This is a genomic window from Sphingopyxis sp. BSN-002, assembly GCF_022024275.1.
GTDB lineage: Bacteria > Pseudomonadota > Alphaproteobacteria > Sphingomonadales > Sphingomonadaceae > Sphingopyxis.
In genome coordinates, this window is sequence record NZ_CP091804.1 from 1,489,815 (window position 1) to 1,507,795 (window position 17,981).

The window sequence follows — 17,981 nt, forward strand, 5'->3', positions numbered from 1 at the left end:
CTGACCCGTCCCGACGCTATGGGAGTTGCGCAAGCGCGTCCAGTCGGCTTTGCGCAGGCGCAGCGGACTGATAGACGGGGCCATGCTGACTCCGCTCTGGCCCCAGCGCCTGCTCGCCCTGCCCTTCCTGATTCTCGGCGGCTGGTGCCTCGCCGCGCCCGCGATGGTCGAGCGGCTGACGATCAATCCGGACTATCAGCATCTCAGCGCCACCAGCGCGCTGTTCGTCGGCTGCTTCGGCGCGCAGGCCGTCCTCGGCGCGCTGTTCATCGCTTTCAGCCGATGGACGAAGCGGACTTTCGCGATCTACGGCGCCGCGCTGCTGCCCTTCTTCTGGTTCAACTATTATTTCGTGTTCGAGGTGCCGGTGCTCAACCGCTGGATGACGCTCGATTTCGGGTCAAACCTTGCGATGCTGGCATGTTGCATCTGGGGATACCGGACCGCGCCCGCCAACTATGTGCCGGCCTGACCGCGCGCGCAGGCCCCGGAGACAGGGAGAGAGAACCGCTCCGGAGACCCGCTCGCGCGAGAGCTGAAGATCAGGCCGCGGCCGCCGCGAACTCGGGCGCCGACGACTGCGCCGGCATCACCGCGTCGGCATAGTCGCTCTCATATTTCTTGATGAGCGCGCGGTCGTCGTGATTCCACGGGTGGAAGCCCGGCATGAAATAGGCGAGCCAGGGCAGGAAGCTGCGGCGGAGCACGCCGGGCGAGCCGAGCAGATACCACCAGATGCGCGCGGTTACGCGCCAGCCGGTGAGGCCGTCCTGCTTCAGCAGCGCCTTCATGCCCTTGACGCGGCGCGGCCAGAAGCGCGTCGTGACGAGCAGCATCATCAGCGACTTGGCGCGCCAGCGTTTGAAGCGGCTCCAGTCCTTCGTCGCGTGCAGCCAAGTGTCATAGGCGACACCCTTGTGCTCGATCTCCTCGATCGCGTGCCATTTCCACAGCGCGGCCCACTCTTCCTCGGCCCCCGCATACATCTTCGGGTCCTTGAGCATCACGGCCGCCATCATCGCGGTGTAATGTTCGAGCGCGATCGTCGCCATCAGGTTGACGATCGGCGGGCGCGCCTTGATCAGCCCCATCACCTCGTCGACGTCGCCTTCGAGTTCCGAAAGGTCGTAGCCGGCCTCGGCCGCCTTGCGGTTGAAGACGACATGCTCGCGGCTGTGGATCACTTCCTGCTGGGTGAAGGCACGTATCTCGCGCGCCAGCTTGTCGGGCACACCCTCACGGTGCGCCTTCACCGCCTCGATGAACATCGCCTCGCCCTTCGGGAAGGTCACCGACAGCGCGGTGTGGAACGCAGAGGCGATCGGGTCGCCGTTCAGCCACCAGCGGCCCTGCCGGTCGTCACGCCCGAAACGGACGTCGCGCGGGGTTATCGTAAGGTCATTCGGCGTCGGAGAAAGGCTGGACATATGTTCCTCACCGTCGGAAAGGGGTTCAGGACGTGGGGACGTCCTATGGGGTAGAAGTTAAAGGTTACTTACAGTGGTGTCAATAGCAGTCAAAAAGCGGCTGAGCCCGGAGGAGAGCCGCGCCGCCGCGCTCGAGGCAGCCCGCGAAATCCTGATCGAAAGCGGCCCGCAGGCGGTGACGCTCAAAGCCGTCGCCGCGCGTGTCGACCGCACGCACGCCAATCTGCTGCACCATTTCGGCAGCGCTGCAGGACTGCAGCAGGCGCTGATCGAGAAAATGGCGGCCTTCATCACCACGACGATCCGCGAGACGGTGTTCCGCCAGCGCGCGGGCGACCAGAATCCCCGTGAAGTCGTCGACCTCGCCTTCGATGCGTTCGACACCGGCGGCGCGGGGGCGCTAGCGAGCTGGATGATCCTGTCGGGCAACGAAAATGCGCTCGACCCGATCCTGAAGGCGATCCACGACCTCGTCGAGGAGCTGCGCGAAGATCATAGCGAGGACGAAGCGCCTATCGAGGACGAGACGATGCAGCTCGTGCTGATGGCGCTCGGCGACGCGCTGTTCGGCGGCCCGCTGTCGCGCGCGCTCGGCGTCCCGCGCAGCCGCGCCCGCGAAATCGCGCTCGAATCGATGCTGTCGCACGGGATCGGCCGGCGCGGCTGACGCAAAGCTGGCCTTTTCGGCGCCTTCCCACTAAAGGCGCCCGATGCATTTCCTCGACCAAGCAAAGATTTTCATCAAGTCCGGCGACGGCGGCCCCGGCGCCGTGTCGTTCCGGCGCGAAAAATATGTCGAATATGGCGGCCCCGACGGTGGCAATGGCGGCAAGGGCGGCGACATCATTTTCGAAGCCGTCGCCGGCCTCAACACGCTGATCGACTTTCGTTACACCCAGCATTTCAAAGCGAAGCGCGGCACCCCCGGTGCCGGCCGCGACCGTACCGGCGCGGGCGGCCCAGACCTGATCATCCAGGTGCCGATCGGCACGCAGATCCTCGACGATGACGAGGACCGCAGCCTGCTCGCCGACCTCACCAAAGAGGGCGAACGCATCCATTTCCTGCGCGGCGGCGACGGCGGGCGCGGCAACGCCAGCTACAAGACCTCGACCAACCGCGCGCCGCGCCAGCACGGCCCCGGCTGGCCGGGCGAGGAAGCCTGGGTGTGGCTGCGGCTCAAGCTGCTCGCCGACGCAGGCCTCGTCGGCCTGCCCAACGCCGGCAAATCGACCTTCATCAATGCGGTGACAAATGCGCAGGCCAAGGTCGGCGCCTATGCCTTCACCACGCTGCGCCCGCAGCTCGGGGTCGTGAGCCACAAGGGACATGAGTTCGTCGTCGCCGACATCCCGGGCCTGATCCAGGGCGCTGCCGAAGGCGCCGGGGTCGGCGACCGCTTCCTCGGTCACATCGAACGCTGCCGCGTGCTGCTGCACTTGGTCGACGCGAACGACGAGGATGTCGCGACGAGCTATCGCATCGTCCGCGACGAGCTCGAAGCCTATGGCGCCGACCTGATCGACAAGCCGGTGATCGTCGCGCTCAACAAGACCGACACGCTCGACGACGAACTGATTGCAGCGCTGTCCGCCGAACTCGAAGCCGAAAGCGGCCGTCCGGTAATGGCGCTGTCGGGCGCGAGCGGCGCGGGGATCGAAGCGGTGCTCGACAAGCTGCTCGAAGCGGTGGGCCAGCCCGAACCGGGGGCCGACGACGAGGATGGCGACGAAGCATCGAGCGACTGGTCGCCGATCTGAGCGCGGTTCCGGCGTGATTGGAGTTTGACGTCAACGCTGGGGCAGCTAAGCGCCTCTCATGTTGTTCGCACCCGCCTCCTGCCCTCGGCTGATCGTCAAGATCGGATCGGCGTTGCTCGTCGATCCAGACGGCGCGGTGCGGCGCGACTGGCTTGCCGGGATCGCTGCCGATATCGCCGAACGGACGCGGGCAGGTCAGCAGGTGGCGGTCGTCTCGTCAGGCGCCATCGCACTCGGCGCTCGCCGGCTGAAGCTGGCGAAGGGCGGCCGTGCGAGCCTTGAGGATGCACAAGCTGCCGCCGCCACCGGCCAGATCGCGCTCAGCCATGTCTGGGCCGAAGTGCTCGGTGCCGAAGGACTGACCGCCGCCCAGATCCTCGTCACGCTCGATGACCTCGAACATCGCCGCCGCTACCTCAACGCATCGGCAACGCTCGACCGGCTGCTGAACCTCGGCGTCGTGCCCGTCATCAACGAGAATGACAGCGTCGCGACCGAGGAAATCCGGTTCGGCGACAATGACCGGCTGGCGGCACGCGTCGCGCAGGCAGCCGGCGCGGGCGGGGTGATCCTGCTCTCGGACATCGACGGGCTCTACGACCGGAACCCGGCCCTCTCGGGTGCAAACCATATCGCGCACGTCGAGCGCATCGATGGTGCGATCGAGGCGATGGCCGATACCGGATCGGCGTCAGGCATGGGATCGGGCGGCATGGTGTCGAAGATTTCGGCCGCGCGTATCGCCAATGCCGCAGGCGCGCATCTGGCGATTGCCTCGGGACACATCGACCGCCCGCTCTCGACCGAGGGTCGACATACGATCTTCGTCGCCGAAAAAGGCGCGAGCGCGCGCAAGGCGTGGCTCGCAGGCGGTCTGACCGCAAAAGGCCGGCTGACGATCGATGCGGGCGCGGCAAAGGCGCTGCGCGGCGGCGCGAGCTTGCTCGCTGCGGGCGTCACCGCCACAAGCGGCAGCTTCGCGCGCGGCGACATCCTCGACATTGCAGGCCCCGACGACCGCGTCATCGCGCGCGGCCTGTCCGAATATACCGCGGCCGACGCTGCGACGATCCTCGGGCTCGGCCGCGACGCGCAAGAGGCGGCACTCGGCTACGCTCCTCGCGCTGCGATGGTGCACCGCGACCATATGGTGCTCCTGTGATCCGCACTCTGGCGATGACCGGCGCGACCGGCTTCGTCGGCGGCGCGACCTTGCGGCAGGCGGTTGCCGCCGGCTGGCACGTCCGCGCCCTCACCCGCCGCGTACAGGAGGCTCGCGAAGGCGTCACGTGGGTATCGGGCGCGCTCGACAACCACGGAAGCCTTGCCGAACTGGCGACGGAAAGCGATGTCGTCCTGCACATCGCCGGCGTCGTGAACGTCCCGACGCGCGCCGATTTCGAGGCGGGCAATGCGACCGCGACCGCGAACGTCGTCGAAGCCGCGCGCGCCGCGGGCGTACGGCGCTTCGTCCATGTCTCGTCGCTCGCCGCGCGCGAACCCGGACTTTCCAACTATGGCTGGTCGAAAGCGCAGGCAGAGAAGGTCGTCGAGCAAAGCGGGCTCGATTGGACGATCATCCGCCCGCCCGCAGTGTTCGGTCCCGGCGATACCGAGATGCTCGACCTGTTCCGCATGGCAAAGCGCGGCCTCGCGCTGGTGCCGCCGGGCCGGATGTCGGCGATCTATGTCGACGAACTCGCACGCCTGCTGCTCGCCGTCGCCGCCGACCGGGACACCAGCCTCGGCCGGATATACGAGCCCGACGACGGCACACCGGCCGGCTGGTCGTACCGCAGCTTTGCGCAGGCGGTCGGCCTTGCCGTCGAACGCGCCCGCGTCTCGGCGATCCCGGTTCCGCCGCTGCTCCTGAAGACCGCCGGACAGCTCGACAAGCTGGTTCGCCGCGGCAACGCCAAACTGACGCCCGACCGCGCGCGCTATATCGCGCATCCCGACTGGGTCGCGAGCGGCGGAGCAGCGCCGCCTCCCGGGCTCTGGAAACCCGAAGTCGCGACCGGCGAAGCGCTGGCTGCGACGGTTCGGTGGTATCGCGAGCAAGGCTGGCTCTGACGTCGCTGGTGGGCCGCGGCTCCACTTCGGTCGAAGCGTGCATTGCCAAGGACCGGGCGCATCCCTAGGTTCGCCGCATGACCGACACCACGACCCCGCAGAACGATCCCGCCGGCCCTTGGGCCATTCCCGTCCGCCGCCCGCTTCCCGGCGATGACAAGCCGAAAGGCGGTACCAGCTTTCCGCGCAAGGTCTGGAATTTGCTCGTTGCGATAAAGGACGGTCTCGCGCTGATCTTCCTGCTGCTGTTCTTCGCAGTCCTGTTCGGCCTGCTCTCCGCGCGTCCCAATGCCGCGCTGCCGGTGACCGAAGGCGCGCTGCAGATCGACTTCGACGGCGTCGTCACCGAACAGCCGTCCGACGTCGATCCGTTCGCCGCCCTGTCGGGCCGCGACCAGCTCCGCGAAATCCGGACCCGCGACGTCGTTCACGCGCTCGAGACGGCGGCGACCGACAAGCGCGTCACGTCGGTCGTGCTCGACTTCGACCGCTTCCTTGGCGGCGGGCAGGTATCGCTCGCCGAAATCGGCGCTGCGGTCGACAAGGTGCGCGCGGCCAAGAAGCCCGTCCTCGCCTTTGCCACCGCCTACACGACCGACAGCTATCAGGTGGCGGCGCACGCCAGCGAGATCTGGGCCGACGGCATCGGCGGCGTCGCGATCGCCGGTCCGGGCGGATCGCGCCTCTATTACAAGGGGCTGATGGACAAGCTGGGCATCACCGCGCACATCTATCGCGTCGGGACCTTCAAGAGTGCGGTCGAGCCTTTCCTGCGGAGCGACCAGTCGCCCGAGGCGAAGGAGGCCGACATGGCCTATGCCGGTGCGCTGTGGGACAGCTGGCTGACCGAAGTGAAGAAGGCCCGCCCCAAGGCGAAGATCGATCCCTTTATCGCCGACACCGCCGGCGCGGTGAAAGCCGCGGGCAACGACCTGTCGAAGGCCGGGCTCGACGCCGGGCTGATCGACAAGATCGGTGGCCGCATGGCTTTCAACGCGCGCGTTGCGGAAATCAGCGGCACCTATGACGACAGCCGACCGTGGGACTATGCCGCGATCCCGCTCGAAAACTGGGTCGCAGCCAATCCGCCGAAGAGCGATGGCGCGGCGATTGCCGTCATTCCGGTCGTCGGCGAAATCGTCGACGGCGAAGCGCCGAACGGCAGCGCCGGCGGTGCGACCGTGGCCGAACATATTCTCGACGCCGTGGCCGACAGCAGCACCAAGGCGGTCGTCCTGCGCGTCGACTCGCCCGGCGGATCGGTGCTGGCGTCGGAAGAGATTCGGCAGGCATTACTGCAGGCCAAGGCGAAGAAATTGCCGGTCGTCGTTTCAATGGCGAATGTCGCAGCATCGGGCGGCTACTGGATCTCGACACCTGCCGACCGCATTTTTGCCGAGCCCGAGACGATCACCGGCTCGATCGGCGTGTTCGGCATCCTGCCGAGCTTCGACCAGGCGCTCGCCAAGATCGGGGTCAACGCCGACGGCATCGCGACGACGCCTCTGTCGGGCCAGCCCGACGTGTTCGGCGGCGTGAACGACGAATTCAACGCGCTTGCACAGGCGAGCGTCGAAGACATTTACGGCCGTTTCACCGGGCTTGTCGCCAAGAGCCGCAAACAGCCGATCGAGAAGATCCGCACGATTGCCGAGGGCCGCGTCTGGGCGGGCGGCACGGCGCGGCAGATCGGCCTTGTCGACCAGTTCGGCGGCCTGTCCGATGCCATGTCAGCGGCGGCGAAACTGGCGAAGATCGACGGTGCGTACCACGCCCGATATTATGAGGAAGAACCGAGCGAATTCTCGAAGATGCTCGCTTCGTGGACCGGCGCCGAGCAGGAACAGGAAGCAAGCCTGCCGCGCGGCTGGTTCGGGATTGCGGCGATGAACCGCCAGCTCGTCGAACGACGGCTGGTGCAGGATCTGACGATGCTCACGAAATCGGGTTCGGTGCAGGCGAGCTGCCTCGATTGCCGCGCCTATCTGCCGGCGGTACCGCGGGCGGGCGACAGGGAGGCGAAAGGGTTCCTCGGAACGCTTGCGCTGCTACTCAAGTAAGTTCCCTTCCCGCTCGCGGGAAGGAAGTCATCAAGCTGCCAGCGCCACGCCCTTCGCATGATCGGCGATCGCATCGGCGAGCGTGTCGACCAGCGCGAGCGGCAGGTCATGCCCCATTCCAGGGATCGTCAGCAGCCGCGCGCCGGGAATATTCTCGGCGGTGTCGCGTCCGCCCGCGATCGGAACCAGCGGGTCGGCCTCACCGTGAATCACCAGAGTCGGCGCCTTGATCGACTTCAGCATCGCGCGCCGGTCGCCATCGGCGACGATCGCCGCCATCTGGCGTGCAACGCCCTGCGGATACCAGCCGCGTTCGAAATCGCTCCGCACGCGGCGCTGCAACCGATCCTCCGCGGCGGGATAATCGGGGCTGCCGATCACCCGCGCGGCGTTGACCGAATAAGCGATCAGCGCTTCGGTATCGCCGCTCATCGGCCGGTTGGCGAGCACGCGCATCGCTTCCTTTTGCGCGCGCGGTAGCCGCGGATTGCCCGTCGTCGACATCACCGACGTCAGCGACAGCACCCGCTCGGGATAGCGCGCCGCAATATGCTGCGAGATCATCCCACCCATCGAGGCGCCGACGATATGCGCGCGCTGGATACCGAGATGGTCGAGCAGCGCCATGCCGTCGGCCGCCATGTCGGCGAGCGTATAGGCACTGCGCACGGGCAGCTTCAGCGCCGCCTTCACGAACATCCATTTGAGGTTGGGAACGCCCGCCGCGTCAAAGCGCGTCGACAGGCCGACATCGCGATTGTCATAGCGGATGACGCGAAAGCCGTGCGCGACGAGCGCATCGACGAACTCGTCGGGCCACAAAGTCAGCTGTCCGCCGAGTCCCATCACCAGCAGGATCGCCGGCGCGTCCTTCGGCCCCTTGTCCTCATAAGTGATGCTGATGCCGTTCGCCGTCGTCTGCTCGGTCGTCATACCGCTCCGATCCTCTGCCGTTAGCCGACCAACATGCCGCGAAGTGCGGCGCGGTCAAGCCGTTGCGGGGCGATAATGCGCGGCGTCGGACTGGAACTCGGCGCGCCCATAGCCCGCGAGCTGGCGGTTGATCCGGCTAACGAGGCGGCGATCGGCCAGGTGGCGCAGCACCGGCAGCCGCGAAGCGACGCGGTAAGCGGCCATCCGACCCGCCAGCGCGAGCATCGTCGCGCCATAGATCAGATGATCGCGGCGGCCCACGGGCACGCCAACGCTGTCGGCGCGCTCGGCATCGCCGTTGAGGAAGGCCTTCACGAAAAAGACGCGGCTCACCGAGCGCTCAAGCCGGCGCTTGACGCGGCCCGCGGGCGACGGGTCGTTCGACAGCTCGGCCTCCATCGTCGCGCGGAGTAGCCCGCCGCAGACCGGATCATCATATTCATAGCGCAGCGTCGCGCTGCGCGTGCGCCAGATGCGGACGATCTCCTCGGGCGTATCGGCGAGCAGATCCTCGGGCAGCCCGAGCAGGAAGCAGCGATAGCGCGCCAGCTCGACGCGCCCGCGCTCGAGCCGGTTGAAACTCTTGCGCCCGCTCTTGAGTACGTCCTGCGACAGGAAATAGATCGGGATCAACCCCGCGGGCATCTGATCGAGTTGCGGGATCGGCACGCCATAGGTGTCGGCGTCCCACATCCCCGGCCGCGACAGCACATTGACGCGCACCATCGAGTGCATCAGCCGTACCATCGCCGCCGCCTTGAACCCCGGCCCGAAGCGATCGAGCGCGCCCGGCAAAGCCGTGGTCGCGAAGAAGGTTGCAGTCTCCTTCACCCGCCGTGCCGCTGTTGCGTGGCTCAGCGTCCCGGTGAGCGCCATCGGCAACGCCGAATATTTGTTGAGGAAAGTCGCGATAAAGGCGCCGCGGATCAGGAAGGGCGCAAGGTTCGCGGTCGCGTTCCGCTCATAGGCCGCCCCCTCCTCGACCAGCTCCATATCGACCCAGTCGGGCCTCGCTTCCATCTCGCGGATCAGCGCGACCAGCTCGGGCGGCGCGTCCTCGACAGCCTCGACACCCTTGTCGCATGCCTCGACCAGCATCGCGACGGTCCGCTGGAAGCCCATCGTCGGCATCAGCGCGGCATAAGCGTCGCCCGTCCGGTCGCCGAGCATCGTATATTCGCGGATGCGCGCCACAAGATCGGCATCGTCCAGATAGGCATCGCGATCGATCCCGCGCACCCGCCCCAATTCGGTCGTGGCTTCGGGATCGGGCGCCCAGCGTTCGGGCGCGCGATCGAAATCGAAGCGGCCGAACAGATCGGGCAAGGTGATGGCCTGGTCGCGGACCTGGCGGGCGATAGTGTCGAGCGCAGCGGTCATGGCACATAAGGTGCCATATTATTGACCCGAATGTCAGCCCATCAATCGCGACAGGATCGAGCGCCGCGGCACGGCGCGTGGTTTACGCTCTGTCAACGGTGTCAGAAACCAGCGAAAAAAGAGCAGCGCCGATGGCGATGCCAGAAGCGGCAAAAGGAAAATGATCAGCGACAGGCCCACAATCCAGCGGCCCGTGGACGCCGGGTCGGCGCACGCGCTCGCGCACTCGGGCGCCTCGACACCGGCGCCGAAAAGGATCAGCAATGACGACAAAGTTCGGCAAGTCCCCACGGCGCGCTCCCCTGCGCGCCCGCCGCGATCCTATCGGATCAATGTTAAACGGAGCGTTGCGGCTCGATTAGGCCGCTGTTTACCGCGATTCGCGGGGGCCCCTATACGCTGGCAGCGCCAATGACCAGCGAATTGCTGCACCGCGCAAAATAAAGCCGGCGCCCGCTCCGGCGACCGCTGCCACCGGTGTTCCCGTTCCAAGCCACAGGAGCGTGAGGAAGAGACCCGACGCGAGCGCCGCCGCGGTGACATAGATTTCAGGCCGTACGATAATCGACGGCACCCCCGCCAATATGTCGCGGATCGTACCGCCAACGCAGCCGGTGATCACGCCCATCAGCAGCGCCGGGACGGGCGGAACGCCCCAGGCGAGCGCCTTCGCCGTCCCGAACACGGCATAAGCGGCAAGCCCGACCGCGTCGGCCCATTCGAGCAATTGCCCCTGCCACCAGCGTTCGGGCGTAACCCACACGATAAAGGCGATCGCGATGCACACCGCAGCGATCGCACTATCCTGTACCCAGAAGACCGGCGCGCCGATCAGCAGGTCGCGCACACTGCCGCCGCCGACGCCGGTAACCAGAGCGAAGAAGCAGGCGGTGATCAGGGTCTGGCGCAGCCGCACCGCCATCAGGGCACCCGACAACGCAAAGACGCCGATGCCCGCAAGATCGAGCAGGCGGACGATCAGCGCATTGTCGACGTCGGGCACGATGCGTTACTTCGCGGCCGGACGCACGCCCGCGATGATCGACAGGACGATCGCGGTCACCGCATTGCGGATCGCGGGCTCCGCCTGCGGCGCGAAGAATGGCGAATGATTCGTCGGGGCGGGCTCGCCCTTCGCCTTGAGTTCGGCGAGCTTTGCGGGATCATAGCCGCCGATCCCGAAGAAGAGCGACGGAACCCCGGCGTCAACGAACTCGGAGAAATCCTCGCTGCCCGACATCGGCTGGGCAGTTACGGGAGCAAAGAGCAGACCCTTGCCGAAGACCGGGGTCAGCGCCTTCGCGGCGGCCGCGGCCATCGCCTCGTCGTTCATCAGCACGCCGGTGCCGCCAAGATAGGTGATCGTCGGGTCGGGCGCATTGCCCATCATCGCCGCCGCCTTGGCCGAGCGGGCCGTGCCGCCGCGCAGTAACTCGCGGACCTCGGGCGACTGCGAACGCAGGTTGACCTTCACCTCGGCACTGTCGGGAATGATGTTCGGCGCGCTGCCCGCGTTGATCGCGCCGATCGTCAGGACGCCGAACGCCGCCGGATCCTTCTCGCGGCTGATCACCGTCTGCGCATCGGTGACGAAACGCGCCGCGATCGGGATCGGGTCGATCGTCGCCGCAGGCATCGAGCCATGACCGCCGCGGCCGTGGAAGGTGACCGAATAGCTGTCCGACGCCGACGAGGAAGCCCCCGCCTTGATCGCGACGGCCCCGGCCGGAAGGTTGGTAACGTGCGCCGCAAAGCCGAAGTCGGGCTTCGGAAAGCGGGTCAGCAACCCGTCATCGAGCATCGCACGCGCGCCCTTCAACGGCTCCTCGGCGGGCTGGCCGATCAGCACGACCGTGCCCGACCAGCTGTCACGCATCGCGGAAAGCGCCTGCGCAACGCCGATCAGATAGGCGACATGCGTGTCGTGCCCGCACGCGTGCATCACAGGCACGTCCTTGCCCTCATAGGTTGCGCGCACCTTGCTCGACCACGGAAGCCCGGTCTTCTCTTCCAGCGGAAGCGCGTCCATGTCGGCGCGGACGAGGATCGTCGGACCTTCGCCATTTTTCAGCACGGCGACGACGCCGGTGCCTCCGACCTTCTCGGTGACGGTGAACCCCGCCTTGCGCAGTTGCTGCGCAAGGATGCCGGCGGTACGGGCCTCCTGCATCCCGAGTTCGGGATGCAGGTGCAGATCCTTGTAGATCGCCTCGAGCGCGGGATAATTGCTGTCGAGAATCGCGGTCAGCCGCGTGTTCGCCGCCGACAGGTCAGGCGCCGCCTGTACGCTCGTCGCCACAAGCGAGAGAGCGAGCGAAGCCGCTCCCGCGAGCCAGTGCTTCGCCATGTCTCTCTCCCCTGTTCTGCTTCGTCAGACGTGGATCGGCTTGCCGGTCACCGCCATCGCGGCTTCCTTGATCGCCTCGCTGTGCGTCGGGTGCGCATGGCAGGTGTAGGCAATGTCTTCGGACGTCGCGCCGAATTCCATCGCCTGCGCGGCCTGCGCGATCATCGTGCCCGCGACGCTTGCGATGCACCACACACCGAGCACGCGGTCGCTCTTGGCGTCGGCGATCACCTTCACGAAACCATCGGGTTCGTGATTGGTCTTGGCGCGGCTGTTCGCGAGCATCGGGAATTTGCCGACCTTGACCTCGCCGCGTTCCTTCGCCTGCTCTTCGGTCAGGCCAACGCCGGCGATTTCGGGCCAAGTGTAGACGACCGACGGGATGACGTCGTGGTTCACGATGCCGGTCAGCCCGGCGATATTCTCGGCGCAGGCAATGCCTTCGTCCTCGGCCTTGTGTGCGAGCATCGGGCCCGGAATGACGTCGCCGATCGCCCAGATACCCGGAACGCTCGTGCGAAAATCATGGTCGGTTTCGATCTGGCCGCGCTGGTTCAGCGCCAGACCCGCCTTGTCGAGGCCGAGACCCTCGGTGTTCGGGCGGCGACCGATCGACACGAGCACGACGTCGGCTTCGAGCGTTTCGGCGTCACCGCCGGCCGCGGGTTCGAGCGTAAGCACCGCCTTCTTGCCCTTGACCTCGGCCTTGGTGACCTTGGTCTTGAGCTTGAAGTCCATACCCTGTTTCTTGAAGATCCTGTTCGCTTCCTTGCGGACGTCGCCGTCCATGCCGGGCAGGATCTGGTCGAGATATTCGACAACGGTGACCTTCGCGCCAAGACGGCGCCACACGCTGCCGAGTTCGAGCCCGATCACGCCGCCGCCGATCACGACCATATGATCCGGTACCTTGGCGAGCTCGAGGGCGCCGGTCGAATCGACGATGATCTGCTTGTCGTTATCGACCGCGACGCCCGGAAGCGGGGTCACCGACGAACCGGTCGCAACGATGATGTTCTTCGCGCGGACGCTCTTGCCCGCAACCTCGACGGTATCGGCCGACGTGAACTGGGCATAGCCCTTCAGCCAGTCGATCTTGTTCTTCTTGAACAGGAATTCGATGCCGCCGGTCAGGCCCTTCACCGCATCGATGCGCTGGCCGTGCATCGTCGGCAGGTCGAGCTCGGGCTTCACCTTGATGCCCATCTTCGCCATTGCGCCGCCCGCGGCCGCCTCGAAATATTCCGATGCATGCAGCATCGCTTTCGAGGGAATGCAGCCGACGTTGAGGCACGTCCCGCCCAGCGTCTCGCGCCCCTCGGCACAAGCGGTCTTCAGGCCCAGCTGCGCCGCGCGGATCGCCGCGACATAACCGCCGGGGCCGGCACCGATGACAAGGACGTCGTAGTCGTAATCACTCATTTGTACTTCTCCAGCCGGTCATAAAAGCCAGTCCATGGGCGACCTTCTATAACCTCAACAGGTTCGGGATACTTGTCCCGCATTGCAATCTTACCGGCTGCATCCAAGCCGTTGTACCAATCGGCGAAGACATGCCAGTAATCTTCACCCGCACCCATGCGCCAGCCGATGGAACCGAGGCCGATGTGCGGAAATGCCAACCAAGGCGGTGTCAAAAAGCCTTCATCATCACGATATTTTTCAGCTTCGCGAACGGGGTCATATGGCGGCACCCCGAACACATCGTAGAATGTATCATTGTGAGCGATAGGAGGATGTAACTCGCGATAGTCAGCCTTCTGCCCTTCCGGTAACGCAACAAACCATTGGCGCCACTCCTTGATATAGTCCCCCTTGCCAAGGACCCATGACCCATCGGCAAAATAGTCGGGGTCCACTTTCCAAGGGGGCTCCATCCGGACTGCTACCCTTAAAGATCGATCAGCAAACGCGTCGGATCCTCGATCGCTTCCTTGATCGTCTTGAGGAAGGTCACCGCTTCGCGGCCGTCGATCAGGCGGTGGTCATAGCTCATCGCGAGATACATCATCGGACGGATCACGATCTCGCCATTGCGGACGACCGGGCGATCCTCGATGCGGTGGAGGCCGAGTACCGCCGACTGCGGCGGATTGATGATCGGGGTCGACATCAGACCGCCGAACACGCCGCCGTTCGAGATGGTGAAGGTGCCGCCGGTCATGTCGTCGATCGTCAGCGTGCCTTCCTTGGCGCGCTTGCCGAGGTCGGCGATCGCTTTCTCGATTTCGGCAAAGCTCATGCTGTCGGCGTTGCGCACGACGGGCACGACGAGGCCGTTCGGGGCGCTGACCGCGACCGAGACGTCGAGATAATTGTGATAGACGATCTCGTCGCCCTCGATGCGGGCGTTGACCGCGGGGATGTCATGCGCGGCGAGTGCGACCGCCTTGGTGAAGAAGCTCATGAAGCCGAGGCGGACGCCGTGCTTCTTCTCGAAGCTTTCGCGATAACGGTCGCGCGTCGCCATCACCGCCGACATGTCGACGTCGTTGAAGGTCGTCAGCATCGCCGCGGTGTCCTGCGCCGATTTCAGGCGCTTGGCGATCGTCTGGCGGAGGCGCGTCATCTTGACGCGCTCTTCCTGACGACCGGGCGCGCCGCTCGAAACGGGGGCTGCGGCGGCCGCAGGCGCCGGAGCGGCGTCGGCGGCAGGCGCCGCGCTGGCGGCGGCGAGCACATCTTCCTTGGTCAGACGGCCGTCCTTGCCGGTGCCCTGGATCTTCGTCGGGTCGACGCCATGTTCGAGAACGAGGCGGCGAACGGCGGGCGACAGCGTGGTCACGCCATCTTCGCTCGCGGTCGCCGGAGCAGGCGCTGCCGGGGCCGCCTGCGCGGCGGGCGCCGGTGCGGGAGTCGCCGCGGGAGCGGCAGCAGCGGAACCGCCCGCCTCGACCGTCGCAATCACCGCACCGACGTTGACCGTGTCTCCCACGCCGGCGAGCTGCTGGCCCATCACGCCCGCGACGGGCGAGGGAACCTCGACCGCGACCTTGTCGGTTTCGAGGCTGGCGATCGGCTCGTCGAGTGCGACCGCTTCGCCGGGCTTCTTCAGCCATTCGCCGATCGTGGCTTCGGTGACGCTTTCGCCGAGCGTGGGGACTTTGACTTCGGTGCTCATTGGTGCAGTTCCTTGGGGCTTAAGCTCAGGCTTTGTTCTTGGCGCGGCGGATTTCGGCGCGAACCGAAAGCCCCAGCGCATCGGCGACGAGCGCCGACTGTTCGGTCTGGTGACGGCTCATCAGGCCGGTCGCGGGCGAGGCGGCGGCGGCGCGGCCGGCATAGCGCGGGCGCATGCCCTTGTGGCCGGCTTCGTTCAGCGCCTCCTCGATCAGCGGCTCGACGAAGAACCAGCTGCCGTTGTTGCGTGGTTCTTCCTGTGCCCAGACGACCTCTTCGAGATTCTTCATCCGCTTCAGGCGCACCGCGAGCGGCTCGCCCGGGAAGGGATAGATCTGCTCGATGCGGATCACCGTCGTATCGGTCTGGCCGGCAGCATCGCGCGCTTCCATCAGGTCGTAACCGACCTTGCCCGAGCAGAGCACGACACGCTTGATGTCGGCGTCGGCGGGCGGGGTACGGTCCGACATGATACGGCGGAAATGCGCGTCACCGATGAAATCCGACCGCTGCGATACCGCGAGCTTGTGACGGAGCAGCGACTTCGGCGTCATGATGATCAGCGGCTTGCGGAACGGACGCAGCATCTGGCGGCGCAGGACGTGGAAATAGTTCGACGGGGTCGAAATATTGCACACCTGGATATTGTCGCCCGCGCACAGCTGCAGGAAGCGTTCGAGACGCGCCGAGCTGTGCTCGGGCCCCTGCCCTTCATACCCGTGCGGCAGCAGCATCACGAGGCCGTTGGCGCGCAGCCACTTGGCCTCACCCGCGGCGATGAACTGGTCGATCATGATCTGCGCGCCGTTGGCGAAATCGCCGAACTGCGCTTCCCAGAGCACGAGGCTCTTCGGATCGGCCATCGCATAGCCATATTCGAAGCCGAGCACGCCATATTCGGAGAGCGGGCTGTCGAGCACCTCGAACCGGCCGTGCGGCACGGTCGTCAGCGGCACATATTTATGCTCGTCGGTCTGGTCGACCCACACCGCGTGACGCTGGCTGAAGGTGCCGCGGCCCGAATCCTGGCCCGAAAGGCGCACCTGATAGCCTTCGCTGAGCAGGGTACCGAAGGCGAGGCTTTCGGCGGTTGCCCAGTCGAACACCTCGTTATCGCTCTTGTCGGCGAACATTGCGGCGCGTGCGTCGATCACGCGGCGCAGCGTCTTGTGCACTTCCAGATCGCCCGGGATCGTCGTCAGCGTGCGGCCGATCGAGTCGAACAATTTGTCCGACACGCCCGTCGCGATGTTGCGGCGCGCATTCTCGGCATCGGCGGGGGTGTGGAGCCCCGACCAGCGGCCGGCGAACCAGTCGGCCTTGTTCGGCTTATAGCTTTTCGCGGCCTCGAAATCGCCTTCGAGCTGCGCGACGAATTCGGCGCGGCGGGCATCGGCCCAGCCGGCATCGATCACGCCTTCGGCTTCGAGCTTCGCGGCGCAGAGCTGCGACACCGGCGGATGCTGGCGGATGACCGCATACATCAGCGGCTGCGTGAACGAAGGCTCGTCGCCTTCGTTATGGCCGAAGCGGCGATAGCACCACATGTCGATCACGACGTCGCGCTTGAACTTCTGGCGGAAGTCGATCGCGAGCTTGCACGCAAAGGTCACCGCTTCGGGATCGTCGCCGTTGACGTGCAGGATCGGCGCCATCACGCCCTTCGCGACGTCCGACGGATAGGGCGACGAGCGCGCATATTGCGGGCTGGTCGTGAAGCCGATCTGGTTGTTGACGATGAAGTGGATGCAGCCGCCGGTGTTATAACCGCGGATGCCCGAGAAGCCGAGGCACTCCCAGACGATTCCCTGCCCCGCGAACGCCGCGTCGCCATGGATCAGCACGGGCAGCACCTGCTCATGCTTGTCGAGGTCGTCGCGCACGACCTGTTGCGCGCGCACCTTTCCGAGCACGACCGGATCGGCCGCCTCGAGGTGCGACGGGTTGGGAACGAGCGACATATGCACCGATGCGCCGCCGAACTCACGGTCGGTCGAGGTGCCGAGGTGATATTTGACGTCGCCCGAACCGCCGACATCGTCGGGGTTGGCGCTGCCGCCCGAAAATTCGTGGAAGATCACCTTGTACGGCTTGGCCATGACGTTCGCGAGCATGTTGAGGCGCCCGCGGTGCGCCATGCCGTACACGATTTCCTTCACGCCATATTGGCCGCCATATTTGATGATGGCTTCCATAGCGGGGATCATCGATTCGCCGCCGTCGAGACCGAAGCGCTTCGTCCCGACATATTTGCGCGCGAGGAACTTCTCCCATTCCTCGGCCTGGATCACCTTGTTCAGGATGGCGCGTTTGCCCTCGACCGAAAATTCGATGATCTTGTCGGCGCCTTCCATCCGTTCCTGCAGGAACTGGCGCTCCTCGATGTCGGCGATATGCATATATTCGAGGCCGACATTGCCGCAGTAGTTCGCGCGCAGGATCGCCACGACTTCGCGCACCGTCGCCTTTTCGAGGCCGAGCGCCCCGCCGAGCCAGACCGGACGGTCCTGATCGGCGCCGGTGAAACCGTGGTACTCGGGCGTCAAATCGGCAGGCAGCTCGCGCGTGCTGAGCCCCAGCGGGTCGAGGTTCGCAGCCAGATGACCGCGGACGCGATAGGTGCGGATCAGCATCATCGCACGGATCGAATCGTTCGCCGCGCGTTCGACCTCGGCGTTCGACAGCGGCGCGCCGGCCTTGGCGGCGGCGGCCTTCACCGCGACCTGCATCTGCTGCGGATCGAGCGCGGCGGTCAGGTCGTCGCTGTCGATCAGCGGCCAGTTCTTCGGCGCCCAGCTGGGGCCGGCCTGGACTTCATCGACGTCGAAGCTTTGTCGTTCGAGGTTCATCTGCTTTTCCACGGGGAGGAGGGGGTGGGCTT

Annotated in this window: 16 protein-coding genes; 6 read left to right on the forward strand and 10 right to left on the reverse strand. The window is 65.9% G+C overall.

Annotated features, from left to right (window positions below):
• Positions 1-82 precede the first annotated feature (82 nt).
• Positions 83-472: a hypothetical protein gene (locus L7H23_RS07395; RefSeq protein ID WP_237838702.1), complete on the forward strand. Its 390-nt coding sequence runs from the start codon at positions 83-85 to the stop codon at positions 470-472.
• Positions 473-542: 70 nt separating this feature from the next.
• Here L7H23_RS07395 and L7H23_RS07400 read toward each other — a convergent pair whose 3' ends face one another.
• A complete protein-coding gene (locus tag L7H23_RS07400; RefSeq protein ID WP_237838703.1) occupies positions 543-1,427 on the reverse strand; it encodes a metal-dependent hydrolase in 885 nt (294 codons plus the stop codon).
• An 82-nt stretch (positions 1,428-1,509) separates the two neighbouring features.
• Between L7H23_RS07400 and L7H23_RS07405 the strand changes: the two genes are divergently transcribed.
• The 5 genes from L7H23_RS07405 (at position 1,510) to sppA (ending at position 7,320) form a co-directional block, all read left to right on the forward strand.
• Positions 1,510-2,094 carry a TetR family transcriptional regulator gene (locus L7H23_RS07405; protein ID WP_237839155.1) on the forward strand — a complete coding sequence of 195 codons (585 nt, stop codon included), beginning with the start codon at positions 1,510-1,512 and terminating at the stop codon, positions 2,092-2,094.
• Positions 2,095-2,137: 43 nt separating this feature from the next.
• Complete coding sequence (gene obgE, locus L7H23_RS07410) at positions 2,138-3,187, forward strand: GTPase ObgE (protein WP_237838704.1); 1,050 nt, start codon at positions 2,138-2,140, stop codon at positions 3,185-3,187.
• 58 nt (positions 3,188-3,245) lie between these two features.
• On the forward strand, positions 3,246-4,349 hold the full coding sequence (gene proB, locus L7H23_RS07415) for a glutamate 5-kinase (RefSeq protein ID WP_237838705.1): 1,104 nt from the start codon (positions 3,246-3,248) through the stop codon (positions 4,347-4,349).
• Between the two features lie 14 nt (positions 4,350-4,363).
• Complete coding sequence (locus L7H23_RS07420) at positions 4,364-5,260, forward strand: NAD(P)H-binding protein (protein ID WP_237839157.1); 897 nt, start codon at positions 4,364-4,366, stop codon at positions 5,258-5,260.
• A 77-nt stretch (positions 5,261-5,337) separates the two neighbouring features.
• Positions 5,338-7,320, forward strand: a complete 1,983-nt coding sequence (gene sppA / locus L7H23_RS07425) for a signal peptide peptidase SppA (RefSeq protein ID WP_237838706.1) — start codon at positions 5,338-5,340, stop codon at positions 7,318-7,320.
• Between the two features lie 30 nt (positions 7,321-7,350).
• Here sppA and L7H23_RS07430 read toward each other — a convergent pair whose 3' ends face one another.
• The 9 genes from L7H23_RS07430 to L7H23_RS07470 form a co-directional block, all read right to left on the reverse strand.
• Complete coding sequence (locus L7H23_RS07430; RefSeq protein ID WP_237838707.1) at positions 7,351-8,253, reverse strand: alpha/beta fold hydrolase; 903 nt, start codon at positions 8,251-8,253, stop codon at positions 7,351-7,353.
• A 54-nt stretch (positions 8,254-8,307) separates the two neighbouring features.
• Complete coding sequence (locus L7H23_RS07435; RefSeq protein WP_237838708.1) at positions 8,308-9,633, reverse strand: oxygenase MpaB family protein; 1,326 nt, start codon at positions 9,631-9,633, stop codon at positions 8,308-8,310.
• 33 nt (positions 9,634-9,666) lie between these two features.
• Positions 9,667-9,897 carry a hypothetical protein gene (locus L7H23_RS07440; RefSeq protein ID WP_237838709.1) on the reverse strand — a complete coding sequence of 77 codons (231 nt, stop codon included), beginning with the start codon at positions 9,895-9,897 and terminating at the stop codon, positions 9,667-9,669.
• A gap of 106 nt (positions 9,898-10,003) precedes the next feature.
• Complete coding sequence (locus L7H23_RS07445; protein WP_275671232.1) at positions 10,004-10,636, reverse strand: trimeric intracellular cation channel family protein; 633 nt, start codon at positions 10,634-10,636, stop codon at positions 10,004-10,006.
• 6 nt (positions 10,637-10,642) lie between these two features.
• Positions 10,643-11,980, reverse strand: coding sequence for an amidohydrolase (locus tag L7H23_RS07450; RefSeq protein WP_237838710.1), 1,338 nt, complete (start codon positions 11,978-11,980; stop codon positions 10,643-10,645).
• A gap of 24 nt (positions 11,981-12,004) precedes the next feature.
• On the reverse strand, positions 12,005-13,402 hold the full coding sequence (gene lpdA / locus L7H23_RS07455; protein WP_237838711.1) for a dihydrolipoyl dehydrogenase: 1,398 nt from the start codon (positions 13,400-13,402) through the stop codon (positions 12,005-12,007).
• Positions 13,399-13,839: a hypothetical protein gene (locus L7H23_RS07460; protein ID WP_237838712.1), complete on the reverse strand. Its 441-nt coding sequence runs from the start codon at positions 13,837-13,839 to the stop codon at positions 13,399-13,401. Before L7H23_RS07460 ends, lpdA begins: the two co-directional genes overlap by 4 nt.
• A gap of 32 nt (positions 13,840-13,871) precedes the next feature.
• Positions 13,872-15,101: a 2-oxoglutarate dehydrogenase complex dihydrolipoyllysine-residue succinyltransferase gene (odhB, locus tag L7H23_RS07465; RefSeq protein WP_237838713.1), complete on the reverse strand. Its 1,230-nt coding sequence runs from the start codon at positions 15,099-15,101 to the stop codon at positions 13,872-13,874.
• A gap of 25 nt (positions 15,102-15,126) precedes the next feature.
• Positions 15,127-17,949 (reverse strand): 2-oxoglutarate dehydrogenase E1 component, encoded by a 2,823-nt coding sequence (locus tag L7H23_RS07470; protein WP_237838714.1) that lies wholly within the window; start codon positions 17,947-17,949, stop codon positions 15,127-15,129.
• Positions 17,950-17,981 lie beyond the last annotated feature (32 nt).

Coding starts and splice junctions, on each gene's coding strand:
- odhB (WP_237838713.1), bottom strand. CDS start 15,101: ATGAGCACCGAAGTCAAAGTCCCCACGCTCGGCGAAAGCGTCACCGAA.
- L7H23_RS07400 (WP_237838703.1), bottom strand. CDS start 1,427: ATGTCCAGCCTTTCTCCGACGCCGAATGACCTTACGATAACCCCGCGC.
- obgE (WP_237838704.1), top strand. CDS start 2,138: ATGCATTTCCTCGACCAAGCAAAGATTTTCATCAAGTCCGGCGACGGC.
- sppA (WP_237838706.1), top strand. CDS start 5,338: ATGACCGACACCACGACCCCGCAGAACGATCCCGCCGGCCCTTGGGCC.
- proB (WP_237838705.1), top strand. CDS start 3,246: ATGTTGTTCGCACCCGCCTCCTGCCCTCGGCTGATCGTCAAGATCGGA.
- lpdA (WP_237838711.1), bottom strand. CDS start 13,402: ATGAGTGATTACGACTACGACGTCCTTGTCATCGGTGCCGGCCCCGGC.
- L7H23_RS07450 (WP_237838710.1), bottom strand. CDS start 11,980: ATGGCGAAGCACTGGCTCGCGGGAGCGGCTTCGCTCGCTCTCTCGCTT.
- L7H23_RS07470 (WP_237838714.1), bottom strand. CDS start 17,949: ATGAACCTCGAACGACAAAGCTTCGACGTCGATGAAGTCCAGGCCGGC.
- L7H23_RS07420 (WP_237839157.1), top strand. CDS start 4,364: ATGACCGGCGCGACCGGCTTCGTCGGCGGCGCGACCTTGCGGCAGGCG.
- L7H23_RS07395 (WP_237838702.1), top strand. CDS start 83: ATGCTGACTCCGCTCTGGCCCCAGCGCCTGCTCGCCCTGCCCTTCCTG.
- L7H23_RS07430 (WP_237838707.1), bottom strand. CDS start 8,253: ATGACGACCGAGCAGACGACGGCGAACGGCATCAGCATCACTTATGAG.
- L7H23_RS07435 (WP_237838708.1), bottom strand. CDS start 9,633: ATGACCGCTGCGCTCGACACTATCGCCCGCCAGGTCCGCGACCAGGCC.